General features: G+C 72.1%; 20 protein-coding genes and 1 pseudogene. 7 read left to right on the forward strand and 14 right to left on the reverse strand.

All coding sequences use genetic code 11. The features are described 5' to 3' along the window. The first annotated feature begins 88 nt into the window (after nucleotides 1-88). Nucleotides 89-391, forward strand: a complete 303-nt coding sequence (locus tag ACFFNX_RS01620; protein ID WP_378193876.1) for a hypothetical protein — start codon at nucleotides 89-91, stop codon at nucleotides 389-391. Between the two features lie 9 nt (nucleotides 392-400). Here the strand turns inward: ACFFNX_RS01620 and ACFFNX_RS01625 are convergent, their stop codons facing one another. The 5 genes and pseudogenes from ACFFNX_RS01625 to ACFFNX_RS01645 all read right to left on the reverse strand — a co-directional run bounded on the left by ACFFNX_RS01625 (nucleotide 401) and on the right by ACFFNX_RS01645 (nucleotide 3,531). After that, nucleotides 401-1,153 (reverse strand): hypothetical protein, encoded by a 753-nt coding sequence (locus tag ACFFNX_RS01625; RefSeq protein WP_378193879.1) that lies wholly within the window; start codon nucleotides 1,151-1,153, stop codon nucleotides 401-403. Nucleotide 1,154: 1 nt separating this feature from the next. Beyond that, nucleotides 1,155-1,661 carry a SigE family RNA polymerase sigma factor gene (locus ACFFNX_RS01630; RefSeq protein WP_378193882.1) on the reverse strand — a complete coding sequence of 169 codons (507 nt, stop codon included), beginning with the start codon at nucleotides 1,659-1,661 and terminating at the stop codon, nucleotides 1,155-1,157. Between the two features lie 75 nt (nucleotides 1,662-1,736). Continuing rightward, complete coding sequence (locus ACFFNX_RS01635; protein ID WP_378193885.1) at nucleotides 1,737-2,390, reverse strand: maleylpyruvate isomerase N-terminal domain-containing protein; 654 nt, start codon at nucleotides 2,388-2,390, stop codon at nucleotides 1,737-1,739. A gap of 97 nt (nucleotides 2,391-2,487) precedes the next feature. Beyond that, nucleotides 2,488-2,586: pseudogene (locus ACFFNX_RS01640) on the reverse strand (IS481 family transposase); the annotation flags it as partial. 105 nt (nucleotides 2,587-2,691) lie between these two features. After that, entirely contained in the window at nucleotides 2,692-3,531 is an 840-nt protein-coding gene (locus ACFFNX_RS01645) for a LysR family transcriptional regulator (protein WP_378193888.1), read from the reverse strand. 104 nt (nucleotides 3,532-3,635) lie between these two features. On the opposite strand from ACFFNX_RS01645, the gene ACFFNX_RS01650 reads away from it, so the two are divergent. Further along, on the forward strand, nucleotides 3,636-4,361 hold the full coding sequence (locus tag ACFFNX_RS01650) for an SDR family oxidoreductase (protein ID WP_378193891.1): 726 nt from the start codon (nucleotides 3,636-3,638) through the stop codon (nucleotides 4,359-4,361). Nucleotides 4,362-4,386: 25 nt separating this feature from the next. Here the strand turns inward: ACFFNX_RS01650 and ACFFNX_RS01655 are convergent, their stop codons facing one another. The 3 genes from ACFFNX_RS01655 to ACFFNX_RS01665 form a co-directional block, all read right to left on the reverse strand. After that, nucleotides 4,387-5,958 carry a serine/threonine-protein kinase gene (locus ACFFNX_RS01655; protein WP_378193894.1) on the reverse strand — a complete coding sequence of 524 codons (1,572 nt, stop codon included), beginning with the start codon at nucleotides 5,956-5,958 and terminating at the stop codon, nucleotides 4,387-4,389. 9 nt (nucleotides 5,959-5,967) lie between these two features. After that, nucleotides 5,968-7,572, reverse strand: coding sequence for a serine/threonine-protein kinase (locus tag ACFFNX_RS01660; RefSeq protein ID WP_378193897.1), 1,605 nt, complete (start codon nucleotides 7,570-7,572; stop codon nucleotides 5,968-5,970). A 123-nt stretch (nucleotides 7,573-7,695) separates the two neighbouring features. Continuing rightward, entirely contained in the window at nucleotides 7,696-8,463 is a 768-nt protein-coding gene (locus ACFFNX_RS01665; protein WP_378193900.1) for a class I SAM-dependent methyltransferase, read from the reverse strand. Nucleotides 8,464-8,615: 152 nt separating this feature from the next. Here ACFFNX_RS01665 and ACFFNX_RS01670 point away from each other — a divergent pair, with 152 nt between their 5' ends. The 3 genes from ACFFNX_RS01670 to ACFFNX_RS01680 all read left to right on the forward strand — a co-directional run bounded on the left by ACFFNX_RS01670 (nucleotide 8,616) and on the right by ACFFNX_RS01680 (nucleotide 10,407). Then, a complete protein-coding gene (locus tag ACFFNX_RS01670) occupies nucleotides 8,616-9,497 on the forward strand; it encodes a winged helix-turn-helix transcriptional regulator (protein WP_378193903.1) in 882 nt (293 codons plus the stop codon). A gap of 89 nt (nucleotides 9,498-9,586) precedes the next feature. Next, nucleotides 9,587-10,087 carry a hypothetical protein gene (locus tag ACFFNX_RS01675; protein WP_378193906.1) on the forward strand — a complete coding sequence of 167 codons (501 nt, stop codon included), beginning with the start codon at nucleotides 9,587-9,589 and terminating at the stop codon, nucleotides 10,085-10,087. Continuing rightward, complete coding sequence (locus tag ACFFNX_RS01680; protein ID WP_378193908.1) at nucleotides 10,084-10,407, forward strand: winged helix-turn-helix domain-containing protein; 324 nt, start codon at nucleotides 10,084-10,086, stop codon at nucleotides 10,405-10,407. The genes ACFFNX_RS01675 and ACFFNX_RS01680 overlap by 4 nt, the downstream gene beginning before the upstream one ends. A gap of 12 nt (nucleotides 10,408-10,419) precedes the next feature. Here the strand turns inward: ACFFNX_RS01680 and ACFFNX_RS01685 are convergent, their stop codons facing one another. From ACFFNX_RS01685 to ACFFNX_RS01695, 3 genes are read right to left on the reverse strand one after another with little or no spacing between them, the layout of a single operon-like run. Further along, nucleotides 10,420-11,184, reverse strand: a complete 765-nt coding sequence (locus ACFFNX_RS01685; RefSeq protein ID WP_378193911.1) for an ABC transporter permease — start codon at nucleotides 11,182-11,184, stop codon at nucleotides 10,420-10,422. Beyond that, nucleotides 11,181-12,764, reverse strand: a complete 1,584-nt coding sequence (locus ACFFNX_RS01690; protein WP_378193914.1) for an ABC transporter permease subunit — start codon at nucleotides 12,762-12,764, stop codon at nucleotides 11,181-11,183. Before ACFFNX_RS01690 ends, ACFFNX_RS01685 begins: the two co-directional genes overlap by 4 nt. Further along, on the reverse strand, nucleotides 12,761-13,699 hold the full coding sequence (locus ACFFNX_RS01695; protein ID WP_378193917.1) for an ABC transporter ATP-binding protein: 939 nt from the start codon (nucleotides 13,697-13,699) through the stop codon (nucleotides 12,761-12,763). Before ACFFNX_RS01695 ends, ACFFNX_RS01690 begins: the two co-directional genes overlap by 4 nt. Nucleotides 13,700-13,814: 115 nt before the next feature. Here ACFFNX_RS01695 and ACFFNX_RS01700 point away from each other — a divergent pair, with 115 nt between their 5' ends. Both ACFFNX_RS01700 and ACFFNX_RS01705 read left to right on the forward strand, forming a co-directional pair. Next, nucleotides 13,815-14,987 carry a sensor histidine kinase gene (locus ACFFNX_RS01700; RefSeq protein ID WP_378193920.1) on the forward strand — a complete coding sequence of 391 codons (1,173 nt, stop codon included), beginning with the start codon at nucleotides 13,815-13,817 and terminating at the stop codon, nucleotides 14,985-14,987. Then, nucleotides 14,984-15,673: a response regulator transcription factor gene (locus tag ACFFNX_RS01705; RefSeq protein ID WP_378193923.1), complete on the forward strand. Its 690-nt coding sequence runs from the start codon at nucleotides 14,984-14,986 to the stop codon at nucleotides 15,671-15,673. The genes ACFFNX_RS01700 and ACFFNX_RS01705 overlap by 4 nt, the downstream gene beginning before the upstream one ends. 94 nt (nucleotides 15,674-15,767) lie before the next feature. Here ACFFNX_RS01705 and ACFFNX_RS01710 read toward each other — a convergent pair whose 3' ends face one another. The 3 genes from ACFFNX_RS01710 to ACFFNX_RS01720 form a co-directional block, all read right to left on the reverse strand. Continuing rightward, nucleotides 15,768-16,934: a hypothetical protein gene (locus ACFFNX_RS01710; RefSeq protein ID WP_378193926.1), complete on the reverse strand. Its 1,167-nt coding sequence runs from the start codon at nucleotides 16,932-16,934 to the stop codon at nucleotides 15,768-15,770. Further along, nucleotides 16,927-17,484, reverse strand: coding sequence for an RNA polymerase sigma factor (locus ACFFNX_RS01715; protein ID WP_378193929.1), 558 nt, complete (start codon nucleotides 17,482-17,484; stop codon nucleotides 16,927-16,929). Before ACFFNX_RS01715 ends, ACFFNX_RS01710 begins: the two co-directional genes overlap by 8 nt. A gap of 136 nt (nucleotides 17,485-17,620) precedes the next feature. Then, on the reverse strand, nucleotides 17,621-19,312 hold the full coding sequence (locus ACFFNX_RS01720) for a DEAD/DEAH box helicase (RefSeq protein WP_378193932.1): 1,692 nt from the start codon (nucleotides 19,310-19,312) through the stop codon (nucleotides 17,621-17,623). Nucleotides 19,313-19,505 lie beyond the last annotated feature (193 nt).

Here is a 19,505-nt window from a genome sequence, read left to right on the forward strand (position 1 = left end):
TCTGATAGTTTTCGCGGCGATGCGATGGCGCGACGGTAATGGCGACAAATGGCGGATCCGGCAGCAACGGCTTGCCTGGTCCGCGAAGATGCCTTTGGAGTCGGCCGCCGGCATGATCCCCAGTGGGCTCGGTGATGACCCGATCTCCGCGATCATCGGCCTGCCGGGTCTGGTCGTCTTCCTCGTCGTCCTGGCCCTGTGGCTGGTGGAGCTCGTTCTGCGCCTGCTCTTCGCCCCGGTGGCCATGGTGCTGCGCTTGGTCGGCGCGGTCTCCTACCGGCTCGACCTGATCCGCAACGGGCGCCACGTCGAGACCTACGAGGTGACCGGCCTGCCCGCGCTGTGGAGGGAACGCAAGCGGCTGGCCGCCGGCGGGGCCTACCAGGGATAGCGTCCGGCGTTACCCCGTCGGCCGGCCCGATGGCGACAGGACCGGAGGGCAGGCGGCGCCCTTGCAGGTCCCGCTGTAAACGGCGAGCGACCAGATGGCCTTCTTCACCGGTGCGTCCTTCATGTACTGGCCGATGGTTTTCTTGCCCGCATAACCCTCGATTCGCATCTTCTCGGCGCTGAGGCCGCCGGGAACGATGGCCACCGTCTTTCGTACCGCCGCGGGCAGCACCGCCACGTCCAACACGACCGGCCTCCCCACGGGGAGGAACCCCGCGCCCGGGGCGCTGATCGTCGTGTCGCCCAGGAGACTGCCCCGCCTGTTGCAGTCCCCACTATCCGAGAGCCGACCGTTATGCCAGGTGACGGCGATGGAGCCGGGACGGCACTGGACCGTGATCTCGGTGTTGGGTCCGGTGGGGGTGAATGTGATCCGCATCTTCTTGCCACTCACCGAGAACCGCTGGGCCGTGACGCGCGGCATCCCCAGGTGGTCTTCGGGCAGCGCCGTTCCGCTCGACGCCGACATGACCGCGGCCACCCTGGTCGTCGTGGGGCCGGTGTCGCCGGGGCCGGCACCCGAGTCCGGCACCAGCAGTGCGGCGACCCCCAGCACGGCGACCCCCGCGACCGCTCCGCCCGCCAGCCGCAGCCGGTTGCCCCGGCGGATCCGCCGTCGGACCTCGGCCGCCCGGCCGCCCCTGTCCGGGGCGCCCGCGCTCGCCCGATACAGCACCTGGCGCAGCTCTTCAATCGTCGGCATCTCAGCTCCTCCTCAGGTCTCCGGTGACCGTCACGATCTGTGGATCGACGCGCAGCTTGGCCAGCGCCTTGCTGGCCTGGGATTTGACGGTGCCCACCGAGCAGTTGAGGATCTCGGCGACCCGCGCCTCGCTGAGATCCTCGAAGAACCGCAGCACGAGCACGGCACGCTGCCCGCGCGGGAGTCTCCCGAGGGCCTCCCACAGCAGGGCGCGGCTGTCCGCGGCCCCCATCGCGTCGCGGACGTCGATGGTCTCCGGCGGCGCGGACGTCGGGATCTCGCCGCGCCACCGGCGCCGCCACCACGACGCGTGTGTGTTGACCAGGGCCCGGTAGACATAGGGGTCGGGATCGTCGCCGATCCGCCGCCAGGCCCGCCAGACCTTGACCAGCGCCGTCTGCAGCAGGTCCTCCGCCTGCGCCCAGTCACGGCAGAGCAGGTACGCGGTGCGCAGGAGCCTGGGCGACCGCGCCTCGACGTAGGCGGTGAACTCCGCCCGATCTCGCATAGGCCAACCTTCCGTTCGTCTCTCTGCCCGGTACTACCGGCGAGAGCCGCCCGATGGTTGCCCGCGGCGGAGATCTCAGCCGAGGATGAAGGGGAGCCTTCCGGCGAGATCGCCCAGCGCCGCCCTCTCCGCGTCGGCCGGTGTGCGACGTCCGGTGCCGATCAGGAGCGCGTCCTGGTCGGAGAACGAAGCGGGAAACGGCGCCCCGGCGATCCTCTCCAGCGACGCGCGTGCCGCCGCGAGTGTCTCGGCGGGCGGCCCGGCGGCCGACGGCAGATGCGCGATCAGGTCGAGGTGGTGCAAGGTCCATTCGAGCACGTACGCGGACAGGTAGTCGCCGACGGTGAGCACCTCGTCGCGGGTGCCGACGCGGACGGCGGGATCGGCGAGTCCGGCGGCGCGGCCCGCGGCGGAACCGACGTCGTCGAGGTGGAACTTGAGCAGCCGCGGCTCACCGTACGCGGCGGCCAGCCGGGGGATCAGCGCGTCGAGCGGGTCCTCACCCGTCGGTGGGTCGACGAGCCGCCAGTAGGTGACCGCGTCCACGGTCGGTTCCGCCTCGGCGGGCGTGACCAGAGTGATCAGGACGTCCTGGGCGTCGATGACCAGGTGACACACCAGGTCCCGTACGAGCCAGCCGACGCAGCCGGACGGGCGTTCGAAGTCGCCGTCCGAAGTCTCGGCGACCGCCGCGCGCAACGCCGCCCAAGAACGCGAGAAGAGATCCACTGCGGCACGCTAATGCCGAACGGCGGACGAGCGCTAGGTGTGCTGTCCGGAATGGTCGGTCGGCCGCCGATGCGGCCGGGCGAGAGTGGTGTGGCGGACGCCGAAGCGCCCGGCGTAGCGGCCAGCCGTCCTCGAGGACACAGTGGGTCAGGCGCAGGCGGCCGGTCGGGGTCAGCGGGGCATTACGGCGGGGCATGAGGGCCACCTGGACAGTCGGTGCAGATGCCCGCAAAAGGCCCTCTCCTCGTTCAAGGACCACCCAGGGCGTGTCGCCTGCCGCCAGCGTTCCCGGACAGCACGCCTAGAGGCGGGTCGCCGCCCGTACCAGGCCGGCGACGGTGCGGGAGCGGCTGTGCGGTGGCCACGCGATCACCGTCGTCACCGTCGGTGCGTCGAGTACCGGCACGGCGGCGAGGTCGTCGCGCAGATGGGTCCGGCACGAATCCGGCAGGACCGCGCAGGCACGGCCGAGCGCGATCAGCTGGTACAGCTGCGCGCTGTCCCGAACCTGCGGGCCCGGGCCGTCCGGGTACGTGCCGTCCGAGGCGGGCCAGCGCGGCATCGGCAGGCCGGGCAGCGCGGTGAGGTCGGCCATCCGCAGGTGGGACCGGGCGGTGAGGGGATGTCCGGCCGGCAGGATCGCGACCTGCCCCTCCGCGCACAGCTCCTCGGTGTCGAACCCGGCCGTCGAGTCGAACGGCCGGTGCAGCAGCGCCACGTCGGCCCGTCCGTCGCGCAGCAGCGGTTCCTGCTCGGCGGGTCCGCACAGGAGCACGTCGACGGTGACCGCGCCGGGTTCGGCGGCGTACGCGTCGAGCAGCTTCCGCAGCAGGTCGCCGGACGCTCCGGCCTTCGTCACGAGGACCAGGCCGGGCCGGCCGGTCGCGGCGCGGCGGGTACGGCGGTCGGCGGCGTCCACGGCGTCGAGGGCCGCCCGGCCCTCGCGCAGCAGCACCGACCCGGCCTCGGTCAGCGTGACGGTGCGGCTGGTGCGTTTCAGCAGCGCCACTCCGAGCCGGCGTTCGAGCTGCTGGATCGCCCGCGACAGCGGCGGCTGCGCGATCCCGAGCCGTTGCGCGGCCCGGCCGAAGTGCAGCTCCTCGGCCACGGCGACGAAGTACCGCAGCTCCCGCGTCTCCATGCCGCCACGGTACGGGAAATGACCCCGGACCGATACCGGGGAGGTATCGCCGCGCACCCAGACGATGTTGGCGACCCGGCCGAAGCGCGGACAGGATCAAATGCATGAGCGAACAGACGATCGCGCTGGTCACCGGGGCGAACAAGGGGATCGGCCGTGAGATCGCGGTCGGCTTGGGGGCCCTCGGCTGGAGCGTCGGCGTCGGCGCACGGGACGAGAGGCGCGGAGAGGCAGCCGTGGCGAAGCTGCGCGCGGCCGGCGTCGACGCGTTCGGCGTGCCGCTCGACGTGACCGACGACGCGAGCGTGGCCGCCGCCGCCGGGCTGCTCGAGGAGCGCGCCGGACACCTCGACGTGCTCGTCAACAACGCCGGAGTGACCGGCGGCCTGCCGCAGGAGCCCACCGCGGTCGACCCCGCGACCGTACGGACGGCCGTGGAGACCAACGTGATCGGTGTCATCCGCGTCACCAACGCGATGCTGCCGCTGCTGCGCCGCTCGGCGTCGCCGCGGATCGTGAACATGTCCAGCACCGTCGGCTCCCTCACCCGGCAGAGCACTCCCACCGCCGAGACGGGCCCGATCTCCGCCGCGTACGCGCCGTCGAAGACGTTCCTCAACGCCGTCACCGTCCAGTACGCCAAGGAGTTGAGCGACACGAACATCCTGATCAACGCCGGCTGCCCCGGCTACTGCGCGACCGACCTCAACGGCTTTCGCGGCGTCCGTACCCCCGAGCAGGGCGCGGCGATCGCGATCCGGCTCGCGACCCTGCCCGACGACGGCCCGACCGGCGGTTTCTTCGACGATGCCGGGGTGGTGCCCTGGTGACCGACGGACGTGATGGGTCCCCGGCTCAGGCCAGGGGGCGAATCGTGCCGACGATCCGCCGCAGCGTCGCGTCGTCCACGTTCCCCGGACCGGTGCTGTTGGAATAGACGTAGAAGCTGACGGGCGCGCCCTGCCGTGAGGCGAACTCCACCATGTACAGCGTGCCCCCGTCCGGCTCGCACGCGGTCCCCTTGCCGCCCTTCGTCTTCGTGACGACCGCCTGGACCGCGGCCTTGAGGCCGCCGATCGTGCGATGTCCCCCGGGCTTCAGCACCGTGCGGGGAAGCACGCCGCCGAGTTGGTAACCGAAGTTCGCCCACTGGAGCGCGTTGTGAGTGGCGGTCGTGTCGAGGGACTCCAGCTGACCGGAGGAGGCCGAGGTGATGCCCGTGCCACCGAACAGCCCCGACTGGACGATCGCGCAGGTGTTGCCGTCGGTGCCGTCCCGGCTGATGTCGGCGACGCCGTTGGAACCGACGGCGACGTTCCCGCTGGCGTCGGTGAGGCCCACACCCGTGCCGGGGGCCTCCACCTTCCAACCCGGCGGGACGTCGTACACCACGCCGAAGTCGGGGGAGACCACGACCTGCCAGCCCGGGACCACCGGTGGCGACTTCGGGCCGACACCGGGCGGCGCCGACGCCGTCGTGCCCGCGGTGGGCTTGCCGGCCACCGGGCGCGACGGCGGCTTGGCCGTCTTGTCGCCGTGCACGAGGTAACCGGCGGTCGCCGCGGCCACCACGAGTACGGCGGCGCCCGCGATCTCCGCCGCCAGGCGCCCTCGGCCGCTCTTCTTCGCGGTGCCGCCCGGCACGTGGTCATCGACGGTCGAGCCCGTCGATGAGGCGGTCGCCGACGGCCAGTCGGTCGTGGGCCGAGGGGCGGGTCCCATCGAGCCGCGGAGAGCCGCGAGGGCGGCGGCTGCGCTCTGCGGCCGTCCGGCCGGTCCGTCGGCGAGGAGGCCCAGCACCAGGCGCTCCAGGTACGGCGGCACATCGGCCCGGCGGGACGTGAGCGGTTCCGGCGGCGATCCCGCCGGCGGTGCGCCGGTCAGCAGTTCATAGAGGACGCGCCCGAGGGAGTGCAGATCCGCTTGGGGATCGGCGTGCGTCGTACCGACGCCCAGGTTGCAGAGCTTCACGTCCCCGCTGGGAAGCAGGAACAGGTCGGCGGATGTGAGGTCACCGTGGACGACGCCCTGGGCATGCGCGGCCGTCATCGCGTCGAGGACACGCACGGCCACATCGGTGACCTGGCCGACGGGCAGTCCGCCGCCCTGCGTGGCCAGGACCGTTCTCAGGTCCTGTCCTTCGAGGTGTTCGGTCACCAGGAACACGGGGGACTCGGCGGTCCCGATGTCCAGCACCGCCTCGACCGCGGGGTGCCGTACGGCCGCCGCCTTCTCGGCCCCCTGCCGGAACGCCGTGACGCCCGCCTGGTCGGCGGCGTCCGGCGCGGCGAAGGTCTTGACGGTGACGACCCGGTTCAACCGGAGGTCGTGCCCGCGCCATACCTCACCGGCTCCGGCGCCGAGCGTGCCGATGGCCGCGTCGAGACGGTATCGCCCGGCCAGTATCCGCCCGAGGGTGCTGTGCACGATCGTCCCTCATCGTTTCCAGTAGACGCCCTGGTCGGTGCCAAGGTCGTAGGGTTTCTCCCACCACTGCACGGCGGTGATGTCCCGGGACCCGGGTTCCAGGATGACCGTGCACGTGTCGTACCGGGCTCCGTGACGAAACCCGCCGTCGTTGATGGCGACCGGGCGACACCGGCTGGGGTACGCCTTCGGATCGTCCAACGTGATGGTGCTGGTGACCGAGTGGCCCGCGGAGTCGATCCCGACCATCTTGTTGGCGGGATAGAAGTCGATGTACGGGTCATCGGGGCCGAGATTGGTCAGCGAGAAATGGACGTAGTACGGGGTGTCGCGCTTACCCGAACCCGGCAGCGCCAGGTCGGCGAGGTCGGCCTTGGACCCCTTGTCGATCGAGGTCACGGTCACCCCCACCGCATCCGTCCGCGCCCCATGGGTGACGGGCACGATGGCCATCCGGCCGATCGGGTACTGCTGACCGCGCCGGGCCTGACCGGGCACGCTCTCACCGACCGGCTGGAGCGTCGGCACTCCGGTGGGGGACGCGTGCGGCGTGGTCTTCGCCTTCGGGGTGTCTCCGCCGGAGCCGTTCAGCAGCGCGAAGGCCCCGGCACCGGCCAGCGCCACCGCGACCACACCACCGACGGCGGCGAGGACGACGCGCCTCCGGCTCTTCGGCGCCTCGACGACGGCGGACGCGGTGACCGTCGTCGCCTCCTGGGACCGCTCCACGGGGCGCAGGTACGGCGGCGGGCCGGTGGGCGGAGTGGCGGTGTGCCCGGACCGGCGCAGGAAGTCCCGTACGGCGGCGGCGCTGACGGGCCTTCGGCCGGGTGCCTTGGCCAGCAGGTCCAGCACCAGCCGTTCGAGATGAGCGGGGATGTCCGGACGGTGTGAACGGGGCGGCAGGGGCGTCTCGTTGAGGTGCTTGTACATGATCGCGGCGAGTCCCGGGTCGTCCGCGTCGAACGCGGGCGCCCCGGTGAACAGCTCGTACAGCACCCCGCCGAGGGCGTAGAGGTCGACGCTGTGGTCGACCGGCTGACCGCGGAACTCCTCCGGAGCCATGTAGCGAGGGGTGCCGAGCATCCCGCCGGTGGCGGTCAGCGCCGTACGGTCGACCAGCCGGGCGATGCCGAAGTCACAGACCTTCACCCGGCCGTCCTGCTGCAGGAAGAGGTTGGCCGGCTTGATGTCGCGGTGCACGACCCCGCGTGCGTGGGCCGCCGCGAGCGCGTCGGTGATCTGTTCCGCCAGCCCGACCGCCTGGTCGATCGGCAGCCCACCCGGATTCGCCGCGACGAGCCTGGCCAGATCGGTGCCCTGGAGGAGCTCCATCACCAGGAACATCACGGAACCGTCGGTGTCGATGTCGAAGACCGAACAGATGCCCGGATGTTGCAGGCCGGCGGCGGACTCGGCCTCCCGGCGGAACCGCGCGACCCCGGTCGGGTCCTGCGCCATCCGCTCCGGGAGGATCTTGATCGCGACCGGCCGGTTCAGCCCGAGATCGACCCCGCGCCACACCTGACCCATGCCGCCCGCGCCGATGGGAGCGTCCAGCCGATACCGCTGGGCCAGCACCAGCCCAGCCTCCAGGCTCAGCTCACCCGGCAATGCTTCTCCCCGAAACGATCATCAAAAGTTCTGTCCGATATTCCACCACAAAGGATGTTGAAAGGCAGGAATTTGAGCACAGTACGCGATCGGCACCGACCGGATCAGGTCTTTCGGCGGCCATCAGTCCGGCAGTGCGGTGATGAGGCGCAGGGAGCCGAGAAAGCGCGGCTGCCGGCGCAGGTGACCGTGACGGCGATCCCACTCGCCGTCGGCGAGGTCGGTCCGCAGCCGCTCGACGGTGCGGTCGATCGCCGCCTGGTCGACGAACCCCCAGGCGGATTGCGACTTTCGGACGAGAGGGTCGAGGAAGCGCTCCGGCCGGGCGTAGTAGGCCTCGGTGAACCCGTCGACGCAGTCGATCGGGATCGGGACGGTGGTGACGGTGGTGGTGCCGCCGAGCACCTGTCGTACGTGCTCGATGTCCGGATAGCGGAGCCGTTCGGCGGCGATCAGCTCGGGGGCGTACTCCGCCAGCCACAGAAGGTCCAGAGCGTCGCCGTCGAAGGTCAGGATGACGACCGGCCCGCGGCTGACGCGGCGCAGTTCGCGCAGGCCCGCGTCGGTGTCGGACCACTGGTGGATGGTCACGGTGGCCATGGCGGCGTCGAAGCCGTCGTCGGGAAAGGGCAGGTCCTCCGCGACGGCGTCGACCGCGGGGGCCAGGCGGCCGGGACGCTGCGAGCGCATCGACGCGGAGGGCTCGACCGGCGTCACCCGGCGGTCCGCCGGCTCGTACGACCCGGCGCCGGCGCCGACGTTGACCACGGTGCGCGCGTCGCCGAGCGCGTCGTGGACGTACGCGGCGATACGAGGATCGGTGCGTCGCTGCACGGCGTAGCCGGCGCCGTGGGTCTCGTAGTCGAAGTCGCCGGCGATCGGTCCGCTCACAGAGGTCTCCCGTTCGGGTGGTCGGTGGGAAGAGAAACGAGTCCGCCTCCGGCCGGGTCGTTCCCCGGCGCTGGTCTCGTCCCCGTGAAATAGTCAGTTCCGAATCGGAACTGACTATATGACGTCGATCTCATCACGGAAGGCCGGGTCGGATGCGGTACCCCGATGTCGCCGACGGCGACTGCGCGATAGCCCAGGCCCTCGGCGTGGTCGGAGACTGGTGGACGCTGCTGGTGCTCCGCGACCTCGCCGGCGGCATCACCCGCTTCTCCGACCTGGCCGACGAGCTCGGCATCAGCCGCAAGGTTCTGGCCGAGCGGCTCAACGCGCTGGTCGAGCACGAGGTGGTCGAACGCCGTCCGTACCACGACCGTCCGCCCCGCTATGAGTACCACCTCACCGAGAAGGGGCGTGGCCTGCTGCCCGTTCTCGTCGCGCTGCAGGACTGGGGCGGCCGGTTCCTGCTCGGCGACGGGTCCCTGACCGCGACCACCACGCCGGGGTCGACCGAGGCCGCGCGCGTGCACGGCCTCGTCGGTCATCGCGTTCCGCCGCATCGGCTGGCCGACCGCCGGAACGGCCGCACCGACCCGGTCGCCGGTACCGAGTGGACGGTGCTCTACTGCCTTCCCGGTGCCTGGGCGCCGCGGACCCCCGGGAACCCGCCCGGCTGGGGCGCCATCCCCGGCGCGCCCGGCTGCACGCTCGAATCGAGCACCTTCCGCGACCGGCTGCCCGACTTCGCCGCCCGCGGCGCGACCGTGCAAGGAGTGAGCACGCAGCGGCCCGACCAGCTCGACGAGTTCGCCGCCCATCACCGCATCCCGTTCCCGCTGCTGTCCGACCAGGACCTGGAACTGGCCACGGCGCTGCGACTGCCCACCTTCCGCGCCGCCGGCGTCGACCGGCTCAAACGGCTCAGCCTGGTCATCGACCGCGCCCGTACGATCCGCTCGGTCCTGTACCCGATCTCCGACCCGGCCGGCTCGGTCTCCGACGCCCTGGCGTGCATCGACGCGCTGAGCCGTGAGTGACCCGGGGCGGCAGCACCCCCCGTGGCTACTTGCCTATCCGGAAAGGAGTGAGTAGTTTCCATATAGGCAAGTAGTCAAAGGAGGCTGTCATGAACGAACGGGACGAGCGGCAGGCGGCGGAGGCGTTGGCGATGGTCCACACGCATCAGGAGCGGACCCGACGGGCGGCCCGCCTCCCGTGGTGGGTCTACGCGGCGGTCTTCGTGCTGACCGCCGGGGGTACGGCGGCCAACGACTTCGCCGGTCTCGGCGGCGCCAAGCTGATCGCCATCGTGGTCCTGGTCGCGCTGGTCGTCGTGCTCGTGACCACCTTCGCCGGCCGGTCGTCGCTGCTGGGTAGGATGCGCGGAGTGGAGCGTCGGCAGTCGTTCGACCCGCGGGTCTTCGGAACAGTCCTCATCGTCGCGGCCCTCGGCACGTGGCTGGTCTCCCGCTACGGCACCGATCTCACCGGCCACGTCGCCGACGCGGTCGGCCTGCGCCACTACCCCAACACGGTCGACGGGGTGCTTTACGGCGTCGCGTTCACCGCGCTGTTCGGGCTGGGCCGGCTGCTGACCGCGGTCTCACAGCGGCGAACGAACCAATGACATCTCCGTCGGGCGGGGCACCGGGACTGGACCGCCTGCTGTCGGACCCGACCCGGCTGGCGATCATGTCGGTGCTCTGTGCGGCGGAGTGGTGTGACTTCGCCTTCCTGCGCGACGAGGTGTCCCTGTCGGACTCCGCACTGTCCAAGCAGCTGGCCACACTGAGGAAGGACGGATACGCCGAGCAGCGCCGGACGTATCTCGGCCGGGTGCCCAAGACCACGGTGCGAGCCACCGACCAGGGGCGTACCCGCTTCCTCGAACACGTCGAGGCGCTGCGGCTGATCGTCGAGCGAACCCCGCGCCCGCAGCCGGGCTAGCCGATCGCGGGTTCACGCGTCGCGTAGGCGGAGCAGTAGCCCGCCGCACAGGAGGGCCGCGGCGGTCCAGGTGGCGAGGACGCCGAGCCCGGCCCACGGGCCGAGGGGCAGGCTCCGAAGATCGGTGGTGGCTTGGACGGCCAGCCCCGCGTCCATCGGCGAGATCTGCCACAGGCGCCGCTGCCACTGCGGGTCGGAGATCACGTGGGCGATGACCGGGAAGAGATAGAGCAGGCCGAGCACGGTCCCGATGGCGGCCGCGGAGTCTCGTACCGCGGTGGCGACGCCGACGCTGAGCAGGGCGACCAACATGAGGTAGAGCACCGAGCCGGCCGCCGCGCGCAGCGTCGCTCCGTCGGCCAGCGACGGCGGCGGGTGGGGCTGGCCGCTGCCGGGCAGGATGAGCCGTGCGGCCAGCAGCGACCCGAGGACGGCGACGGTCCCCGCGGCCATCGTCAGGCCGGCGAGGACGGCCGCCTTGGCGGTGAGGACGGTGACCCGGCCCGGCATCGCGGTCAGGGTGGTGCGGATCATTCCGGTGCTGTACTCACCGCTGATCGCCAGGACGGCCAGCAGGGCGACGGCCGCCTGGCCGAGCTCGACTCCGGTGAGGCTCAGCTTGGTGTTGTCCACGGCGCAGCCGTCCGGCGGGCAGGTCACGGCGGCGGTCGCCAGGGCGCTCAGCGCCACCGTCAGGCCGGCGACGGCGAACAGCAGCCAGGCGGTGCCCGGCACCGTGCGCAGTTTCGTCCACTCCGCGCGCAGGTGGACTCTCATGCGTCCCTCCGCCGCAACCGGAAGACGGCCAGGCCGAGGGCGAGCGCGGCATAGCCGCAGAACACGGCGAGGCCGGCCCACGGCGCCAGCGGATAGTAGCCGTCCTGCGGCACATAGTGGCCCGCCACCTGCGGGTACTCCGGGATGCTCTGCTGGATCGCGAACGCGGCGGCCGGGGTGAGCCGCAGCAGCCACTGCGCCGCGCCTTCGGGCAGGACCGAGGCGGTCGCCAGGACGTGGGGCAGGACGAGCGCCACGACGGCGGCGGTCACCGCCGCGACGCTGCGCCGGAACAGAGCGCCGAGGGCCAGGGCGAAGACGGCGGCGACGGCGAGCAGCGCCGCGGTGCCGGCCATCACCCGGAGCTCGGTGAGCCGGGTCACCGGAAGGATGTAGTTGCCGTTGGCGCGCAGGATGTGCGTGCACGCCGGGACGGCGACCACGGCGGCGGTCAGCCCGGCGACGAAGGTGACCAGGCCGATCACGACGGCCTTCGCCCCCAGTACGCGGCCACGCCGCGGGACGGCGAGCAGGGTGGTACGGATCAGGCCCCGCCGGTATTCGGCCGTGATGAACAGCACCGCCACGATGACCAGCACGATCATCCCGGCGAACGTGCCGGTGAGGGTGTTCTCGATGCGCAGTCCCTCACCGGGGCCGCGCGGCGCGATGTCGCCGCTCCCGGTGACGGTGAACGTACCGCCGGACTCGTCGACGCCGGCCGGACGGTGGTACCGCTCCCAGTCGGTCTTCATGTCGGTGGCCCCCACCTCCCCGTGACTCCATGCGCCACCGGGTGTGTCGCCCTGCACCCGGACGTGGTCGAACACGCCGGTGGCCTGGGTGAAGCGCACCTGTTCGACGCTGCCGCCGAGGGTGCCCTGCTTCACCGTGAGGTCGCCCGGGGAGGTGACGAGGAGCCCGACCTGCACCGTGGACCGGAGCCCGGCCAGGCGAGCCGTGCCGACCCTGGTCCAGTGCGTGCCGTCGGAGGACTCGTCGCCGGTGAGCGTGTCACCGGAGCGGGTCAGCCGCAGCCAGCGGGGGGACGCCGTGGAGGCGCCACCCGGGCGACCCGCCGTGTCCTCCGTGAAGTCGTGCTGCATCCGCACCCCGTGCTCGCCGGTGAGCACCAGCGCCGCGTAGGCCGATCCCGGCCGGGTGCCGTCCTTGACGATGACTCCGGCCTTCGCCCACGGCACGACGCCGGGGACGATCTCGTCGTGGTCCGGCGGGGGATAGGTGATGATGCCGGTCAGCGAGGTCAGCCGAACGGTGATGCTCCCATCTCCGGTGAGCGACCGGTGGACGAAGGAGAAGCGGTCGTCCACGGCCTCGCCGCCCGGTCCCACCGGGACGGCGGGGCAGGCGATCTCGTCCGGGCCGTTGCTGCACGAAGAGTGGCTGCCCTGCGCGGAGAACAGCCCGAGGAGCGCGGTGACCAGCGCCGCGGCCACCAGGGCGATCACCCAGCCGCGGACCGTACGGAACTTGGTCCACTCCGCGTGCAGCAGCCGGACGAAGCCGTCTCGCCCGGCCCGCACGCCCGGCCGGTCCGGTGTGGCGGTTCCGCTCGTCATCGTGCCTCCCCCCGGCCGGTGGCGGCGCGGAACTGGACCGCGTCGCGGGTGAGCTCCATGTAGGCCTCCTCCAGCGTCGCGCGGTGCGGCGAGACCTCCGAGAACGGCACCGCCCGCGCGCTGAGGAGGGCCACGACCCGCTCCGTCGCCAGCCCGGAGACCGTCAGCGTGTCCCCTCCGGTGGCGGTGACGGTGGCGCCCGCGGGCTCCAGCACGCTCGCGGCCGCCGAGCCCGCCGTGGTGCGCAGCGTCACCCGGTCGCCGGCGGTGGCGGACAGCAGCTCCGCCACGCCGGCGTCGGCGATGACCTTGCCGCGGCCGACCACCACCAGATGGTGGGCGGTGTCCTGAAGCTCGCTCATCAGATGGCTGGACACGAGGACGGCGCGCCCCTCGGCGGCCAGCGACCGCAGGAAACCGCGTATCCACACGATGCCCTCGGGGTCCAGGCCGTTGAACGGCTCGTCGAGCATGAGCACCGGGGGGTCGCCGAGCAGGGCCGCGGCGATCCCGAGCCGCTGCCGCATGCCCAGGGAGTAGCCGCCCGCCTTCCGGCGGATCACGGACCCCAGCCCGGCCTGCTCGACCACCTCGTCGACCCGCCTGGCGGTCAGCCCCTGGGAGTGGGCCAGCCACAGGAGATGGTTGCGGGCCCTACGGCTCGGCTGGAGCGCCGCCGCGTCCAGCAGCGCTCCGACGTGGCTCAGCGGACGGCGCAGGCTCGCGTAGGGCCGCCCGCCGACCAGCGCGTGACCCTCGTCGGCCGCGTCCAGGCCGAGGATCACGCGCATCGTCGTGGACTTTCCGGCGCCGTTGGGCCCGACGAAGCCGGTGATCCGCCCCGGTGCCACGGCGAAGGACATCCCGTCCAGCGCGACGGCCGGTCCGAAGCGTTTGCGTAGACCGTTGACCTCGATGGCTGCTCTGGTCGTCATGACGCCGAACGATGCGCCGGAGGCCATAACGCCGGCCGAACGGAGGCCGTCATACCGTTGTTAGGTCACTCCGGGCATCCTGGGACGTCAGGGCCGGACAGCGCGGGGAGGACCGATGAGAATGCGGCCGAGGCCGTCGCTCCGTACCGTACGGTCGCGCTTCACCGCGCTGTACGGCGTCGTGTTCCTGCTGTCCGGTGCCGGGCTGCTGGCCATCGTCGCCATCGTGGCCTCGGGCGGGTCGCGGGTGAGCGAGTCCGCGCCGGCGAACGGGCCGATCCCGGAGTCCCAGGCGCGCGTCCACCAGCTACAGGACGAGCTGGCCCAGATGCACACGGACCAGGCGCGTCAGCTTCTGCTGGCGTCGTTGATCGCGCTGGGCGTCATGGCGGCGGTGTCGGTCGTGCTGGGTCGCCTCATCGCGGGCCGGGTGCTGCGCCCGCTGCGGACGATGACCACGGCGACCCGGCGGATCTCCGCGGACAACCTGCACGAACGGCTGGCCGTGCCCGGCCCCGCCGACGAGGTGAAGGACCTCGCCGACACCATCGACGAGCTGCTGGAACGGCTCGAGAACGCCTTCGCGGCCCAGCGCCGTTTCGTCGCCGACGCCTCCCACGAGCTACGCACGCCGCTGGCCACCATGCGAGCGTCGCTGGACGTGGCGGTGGCCAAGCCCGGGCCGGTCCCGGCGCAGACGACCGCGCTGGCGGGCCGGCTGCGCGCCGAGCTCGACCAGATCGACGAGCTGCTGGACGGGTTCCTCGTCCTGGCCCGCACCCGGCATGGTGAACCGCCCGACCGCACGCCGCTTCCGTTCGGTCCCGTCGTGTCCGCGGCCCTGTCCGCCCGCGCCGCGGACATCGCCGCCAAGGGCCTGACCGTGCACGAGACGATCGACCGCGACGACGCGCGAGTGCGCGGCAGCCGTACGCTCCTGCGCCGCATGATCGACAACGTCGTGGACAACGCGATCGCGCACAACCACGACGGAGGCTGGATCCGCCTCGCCACCGCGACCGACGGCGCGACCGTGCATCTGGTCGTCGAGACCGGGGGGCCGGTGCTCGACCCGGGGGAGGTCGCGGAGCTGGCCCAGCCGTTCCGGCGGCTCGGCGCCGACCGTACCGGAACCGGGGCCGGGCTCGGGCTTTCGATCGTGGCGGCCATCGCCGCGGCGCACGGCGGCGAACTGGACCTGCGGGCCCGTCCCGAGGGCGGCCTGCGGGTCGGCGTCTCCCTGCCGGCACATACGGCGGACTCCGCGCCGGCGGGCGTGCCGTCGTGAGGGTCCTGGTGGTCGAGGACGCCCGGTCCCTCGCCGACGTCCTGGTCGAGGGCCTACGGGACCAGGGGATGGCCGTGGACGCCGCCCACGACGGGCTGGAGGCCGCGGCCAAGCTCGACCTCAACGCCTACGACGTGGTCGTCCTCGACCGCGACCTGCCGGGAATCCACGGCGACACCCTCTGCGAGATGATCGCCGAACGCCACCACCGGGTCATGGTCCTGATGCTGACCGCGGCCGGCGCGCCGGGCGACCGGGTCAGCGGGCTGAGCCTGGGCGCCGACGACTATCTCGCCAAGCCGTTCCACTTTCCCGAGCTCGTCCTGCGCATCCGCTCCCTCGCCCGCCGCCGGCCGGCCGCGCGGGCCCGCACCCTGTGCGCGGCCGGGATCGAGCTGAACCCGCTGCTGCGCACCGTCACCCGCGACGGACGCCGGCTCGACCTGTCGGTCAAGGAGTTCGGCGTCCTGGAGGCGCTCCTGCGGGCCCGTCCCGCCTTTCTCCGCGCCGAGGACCTGCTCGAACAGGTCTGGGACGAGCACGCCGACCCCTTCACCAACACGGTCACCGTGACCATCGGCCGGCTACGCCGCAAACTCGGCGAACCACCCGTCATCATCACCAAGCCGGGAGTGGGCTACCGCGTCGACGACGCCTCGACCGGCGGGCCTGCACCCGCCGGCTGATCGCCTCGACCATCGGGGGACGAGCCCCGGACGCCCGCAGAATCGCCTCGCCGCCCCCGCCCGTGCGGTCCGGGCGAGGGCGGCGAGGCACCGGTCAGCGGAAGGGCAGCTCGGCCTGCGGGCTGGGCTTGGTGTCGGTCCAGCCCGCCGATCGATAGGCGGTGTAGTTGATGATGAACCCGGGCTTCATCTCCGCGTACGGGCCACCGGGCTTGGTCAGTTCCTCCTGTTCGGACAGCATCGCTCCGGTGCGCTGGTCGAAGACGATCACCGTGCGGGAGCGGTAGGTCCCCCGGGCGGCCTTCTCCCCGCCGTATTCCCCGGTCCACGTCGTGGCGGTGTCATCGGCGGCCAGGGCGACGCCCGGGCGGCCGAGCGGGTCGGTGTCGCGGCCGATCGCGTGGATGCCGGGCTGGGCGGTCGCCGCCCGCATCAGGCCCGCCCGCACCTTCGGCGGGATCGGGTTCTCCGCCAGGGCCCCCGCCAGGTGGAGCTTGAAGGCGGGCGGGACCTGCTTCGACCATCGGGCGCGTACACCCGCCGGGGCCATCCTCTTGCTAACGGCGCTGTCGCTCAGGAACATCTCGGTGAGCTTGGCGGAATCGTTCGGCAGGTTCTGCAGGTCCTCCACCGACATCCCCAGGGCACCCACGAACTCTCCGCCGCCATGCGGGTCCGTGCCCTTGTTCACGCCGTTCATCTGCCACTTCTGCGCCTTGGTGGTGTAGGTGTCGTAGTGGTCGCCGGCCCAGACGCGGAAGGTCGACGGCGATCCGGCCTTGCGCCACAGCGCCTCGTCCCGCGCGGTCACCGGGTGGGCCGGGAGGTCGCGGCCGTAGTGCGCCTCGCCCATGCCGGACTTGGCGCCCCACCAGCCGAACGTCTCATCGAGCGCACCGGTGATCGCATAGGTCCCGGTCTCCGCGCGGACGATGAAGGCCTGCCCCTGGACCACGTCGGTGTGCCAGTATTTGCCGGCCGGTTGCTGTTCCGCCTTCTCCGCCGCCGCGAGGACGAGTCCCTTGTCGTCCAGGTGCACCGGGCCGGACGGCCGCGACGGGGCGGTCGTGTTCCCGCCGACGAGCGTGAGCGCCACGGCCGCCGCCGCGGCCGCGGCGACCACACCGCCCAGCCCCCACAGCAACCGGGGCCGCGGGCGGCGCGGCGGGTCGTTCAGCAGTGCCTTCGCCCGGGCGATCTCCCGGGCGGTGGGTGGGGCGGGCTCGGGGTAGGAGTCCCGGACCATCCGGACCTCATCCATGTTGTTCCTCCAAAGTGAGCATCGGATTGGTCCCGCCGAGCGCCTTGCGCAGTGTGGTTCGGGCACGGCTCAGCCGGGAGCCGACCGTGCCATAGGAGATCCCCAGCGCCGCCGCGACCTCGTCGTGGCTGAGGTCGGCCAGGGCCACGAGCAACAGCACGTCGCGTTGCCCGCGCGGCAGCGCCGCGATCGCCCCGGTGAGCTCACCTCGCAGGCCCTCGGCGCTGACCCGCGCGTCGACCCGTTCGGTGTGCTCCTCGGCGCCCCGGCCCGGACCGAGCCGGGAGCGCGCCCGCAGCGCGCGTGTCTCGGTCCGCTGGTGCCTGCCGACCACTTTGGTCGCGATGCCGTACAGCCAGGTGCGTACGCCCGCGCGTTCCGGGTCGTAACGACGACGTTGCCGGAACGCCTCCAGGAACGTCTGCGCCGCGATGTCGGCGGCGGCGTCCGGGCCGAGCCGCTTGGCCGCATACCGGTGGATCTCGGCGAAGTAGGCGTCGAAGACCTCGTCGAAACACTCGGCCGGGTGTGGCGGAGGGTCCCCTGTCATGTGGTGCCTTTCCTTAGCGCGGATGGCGGTCACATGGGTATCAACCGCAACCGGCTTCCGCTTTCCGCGCCCGGCCGGCTCTCGTCCGCCCGGCCGGGGAAAAGACGCTCACGCCACCGACGACGACGGCCTCACCTCACCGTGGACGCCTCTCCGTCGTGTCGCGCTCCCGGCGGATCGTCGGCTTCCTCCCCTTGATCGTGGTGCGTCGCAAGGCCTTGATCACCTTGTCCGCCGCGGCCTCCGGGACCTCGACCAGAGAGAACCGGTCGGCGATCTCGATCGCCCCGATGTCGCGCCCGGCCAGGTCCGACTCACCGGTGATCGCGCCGACCAGGTCCTGCGGCCGGACCGCCGCACGGCGCCCGAGGCCGACGAACAGGCGCGTCATGCCCTGGGCGGGGGTGCCCCCGCGCCGGTCGCGTCGCGCCCCGGCGCCTCGGCGGTCTCGTCCCTCCCGGTCGGTCTTCGGGGCGATCTGCGGGATCTCCTCCTCGTCGGCCGCCGCCCCGCTGGACTCGTACGCCAGCTTCACCGCGGCGAGCGCCACCTCCATGACGTCGAACTCCTCGGCGAGCGGCTCGACCACGGCCAGGAAGTGCGACAGGTCGTCCTCCATGAGGCTCTCCTGCAGCGCGGCCCGGGTCAGCTCCAGACGCCGCGCGCGCAGGTCGGCGACCGTCGGGATCTTCTCCACCGGGATGCGCTGCTTGGTCACGCGCTCGATCGTCTTGAGCATCCGGTGCTCACGCGGCTCGGCCAGGGTGATGGCCACGCCCTCGCGCCCGGCGCGGCCCACCCGGCCGATGCGGTGCACGTACGACTCGGGCGCGGAGGGCACGTTGTAGTTGACGACATGGGTGAGCTGCTCGACGTCGAGCCCGCGTGCGGCCACGTCGGTGGCGATGAGGAGTTCCGCCGTGCCGCTGCGCAGCCGTCCCATGACGCGGTCGCGCTGGTCCTGGCTCATGCCGCCGTGCAGTGCCTCGGCGCGGTAGCCGCGTCCGTTGAGGGTCTCCGCCAGCTGGTCGACCTCCTCACGCGTGCGGCAGAAGACGATCGCGGCCGTGGGAGCCTCCACGTCCAGCAGGCGTCCGAGCGCCGCCGGCTTGTGCGCCCGTGCCACCACGTACGCGTTCTGCCGTACGAGCGGGGCCTCGCCGGGAGGCGCCTCCTCGCGGCCGATCTGGATCTGGACCGGGTCGCGGAGGTATCGGCCGGTGAGCCCCTTGATGCGAGGGGGCAGTGTCGCGGAGAACAGCACCGTCCGGCGATCGTCGGGGGTCGCCCGCAGGATCTCCTCGATGTCCTCGGCGAAACCCATGTCGAGCATCTCGTCCGCCTCGTCCAGCACGACCGCCTCCACCTCCTGGGGGCGGAGCGTGCCACGGCCGATGTGGTCGAGCGCCCGCCCAGGGGTGGCGACCACGACGTCGACCCCGCGTTCGAGGGCCTTCATCTGCCAGCCGATCGGTTGCCCGCCGTAGATGGGCAGGACGCGCACGCCCAGCCCGCGGCCGTAGCGGTGAAACGCCTGGGACACCTGTACGGCCAGCTCCCGCGTGGGCACCAGGACCAGGGCCGCCGGCGCGGAGCGCCCGCCGTCGCCGGACAACTGCTGCAGCACCGGCAGCGCGAACGCCGCCGTCTTTCCCGTGCCCGTGGCGGCCTGTCCGATGAGATCCCGCCCCGCCAGCAACGGCGGAATCGCCTCACGCTGGATGGGTGTGGGCTCCTCATAGCCCAGACCGGACAGCGCGTTCAGCAACTCCGGACACAACCCAAGGTCCGCGAAGCCCGTCACGCCATCGGACACGTTTTCACTCACCGTCGACTCGTCCCTCCCGGAAGGCTTTCCTCTAGGCCTACACCCTCCGGCCGGGTCGATTGACCACGCCCCGGCCTCGGCCCGTCCGCGCATCATCTCGTGTGGGAGGGATGACGACGTACGGACCGTACGGCGGGACGGGCTTCGCGTGGGGGCGGGACGGACCTCGTGTGGGGGCGGGACGGGCCTCGTG

This window comes from Actinoallomurus acaciae (assembly GCF_042429965.1).
Taxonomy (GTDB): domain Bacteria; phylum Actinomycetota; class Actinomycetes; order Streptosporangiales; family Streptosporangiaceae; genus Actinoallomurus; species Actinoallomurus acaciae.

Coding starts and splice junctions, on each gene's coding strand:
- ACFFNX_RS01670 (WP_378193903.1), top strand. CDS start 8,616: ATGCGGTACCCCGATGTCGCCGACGGCGACTGCGCGATAGCCCAGGCC.
- ACFFNX_RS01620 (WP_378193876.1), top strand. CDS start 89: ATGCCTTTGGAGTCGGCCGCCGGCATGATCCCCAGTGGGCTCGGTGAT.
- ACFFNX_RS01675 (WP_378193906.1), top strand. CDS start 9,587: ATGAACGAACGGGACGAGCGGCAGGCGGCGGAGGCGTTGGCGATGGTC.
- ACFFNX_RS01715 (WP_378193929.1), bottom strand. CDS start 17,484: ATGACAGGGGACCCTCCGCCACACCCGGCCGAGTGTTTCGACGAGGTC.
- ACFFNX_RS01645 (WP_378193888.1), bottom strand. CDS start 3,531: ATGGAGACGCGGGAGCTGCGGTACTTCGTCGCCGTGGCCGAGGAGCTG.
- ACFFNX_RS01680 (WP_378193908.1), top strand. CDS start 10,084: ATGACATCTCCGTCGGGCGGGGCACCGGGACTGGACCGCCTGCTGTCG.
- ACFFNX_RS01625 (WP_378193879.1), bottom strand. CDS start 1,153: ATGCCGACGATTGAAGAGCTGCGCCAGGTGCTGTATCGGGCGAGCGCG.
- ACFFNX_RS01630 (WP_378193882.1), bottom strand. CDS start 1,661: ATGCGAGATCGGGCGGAGTTCACCGCCTACGTCGAGGCGCGGTCGCCC.
- ACFFNX_RS01700 (WP_378193920.1), top strand. CDS start 13,815: ATGAGAATGCGGCCGAGGCCGTCGCTCCGTACCGTACGGTCGCGCTTC.
- ACFFNX_RS01650 (WP_378193891.1), top strand. CDS start 3,636: ATGAGCGAACAGACGATCGCGCTGGTCACCGGGGCGAACAAGGGGATC.
- ACFFNX_RS01685 (WP_378193911.1), bottom strand. CDS start 11,184: ATGAGAGTCCACCTGCGCGCGGAGTGGACGAAACTGCGCACGGTGCCG.
- ACFFNX_RS01695 (WP_378193917.1), bottom strand. CDS start 13,699: ATGACGACCAGAGCAGCCATCGAGGTCAACGGTCTACGCAAACGCTTC.
- ACFFNX_RS01690 (WP_378193914.1), bottom strand. CDS start 12,764: ATGACGAGCGGAACCGCCACACCGGACCGGCCGGGCGTGCGGGCCGGG.
- ACFFNX_RS01710 (WP_378193926.1), bottom strand. CDS start 16,934: ATGGATGAGGTCCGGATGGTCCGGGACTCCTACCCCGAGCCCGCCCCA.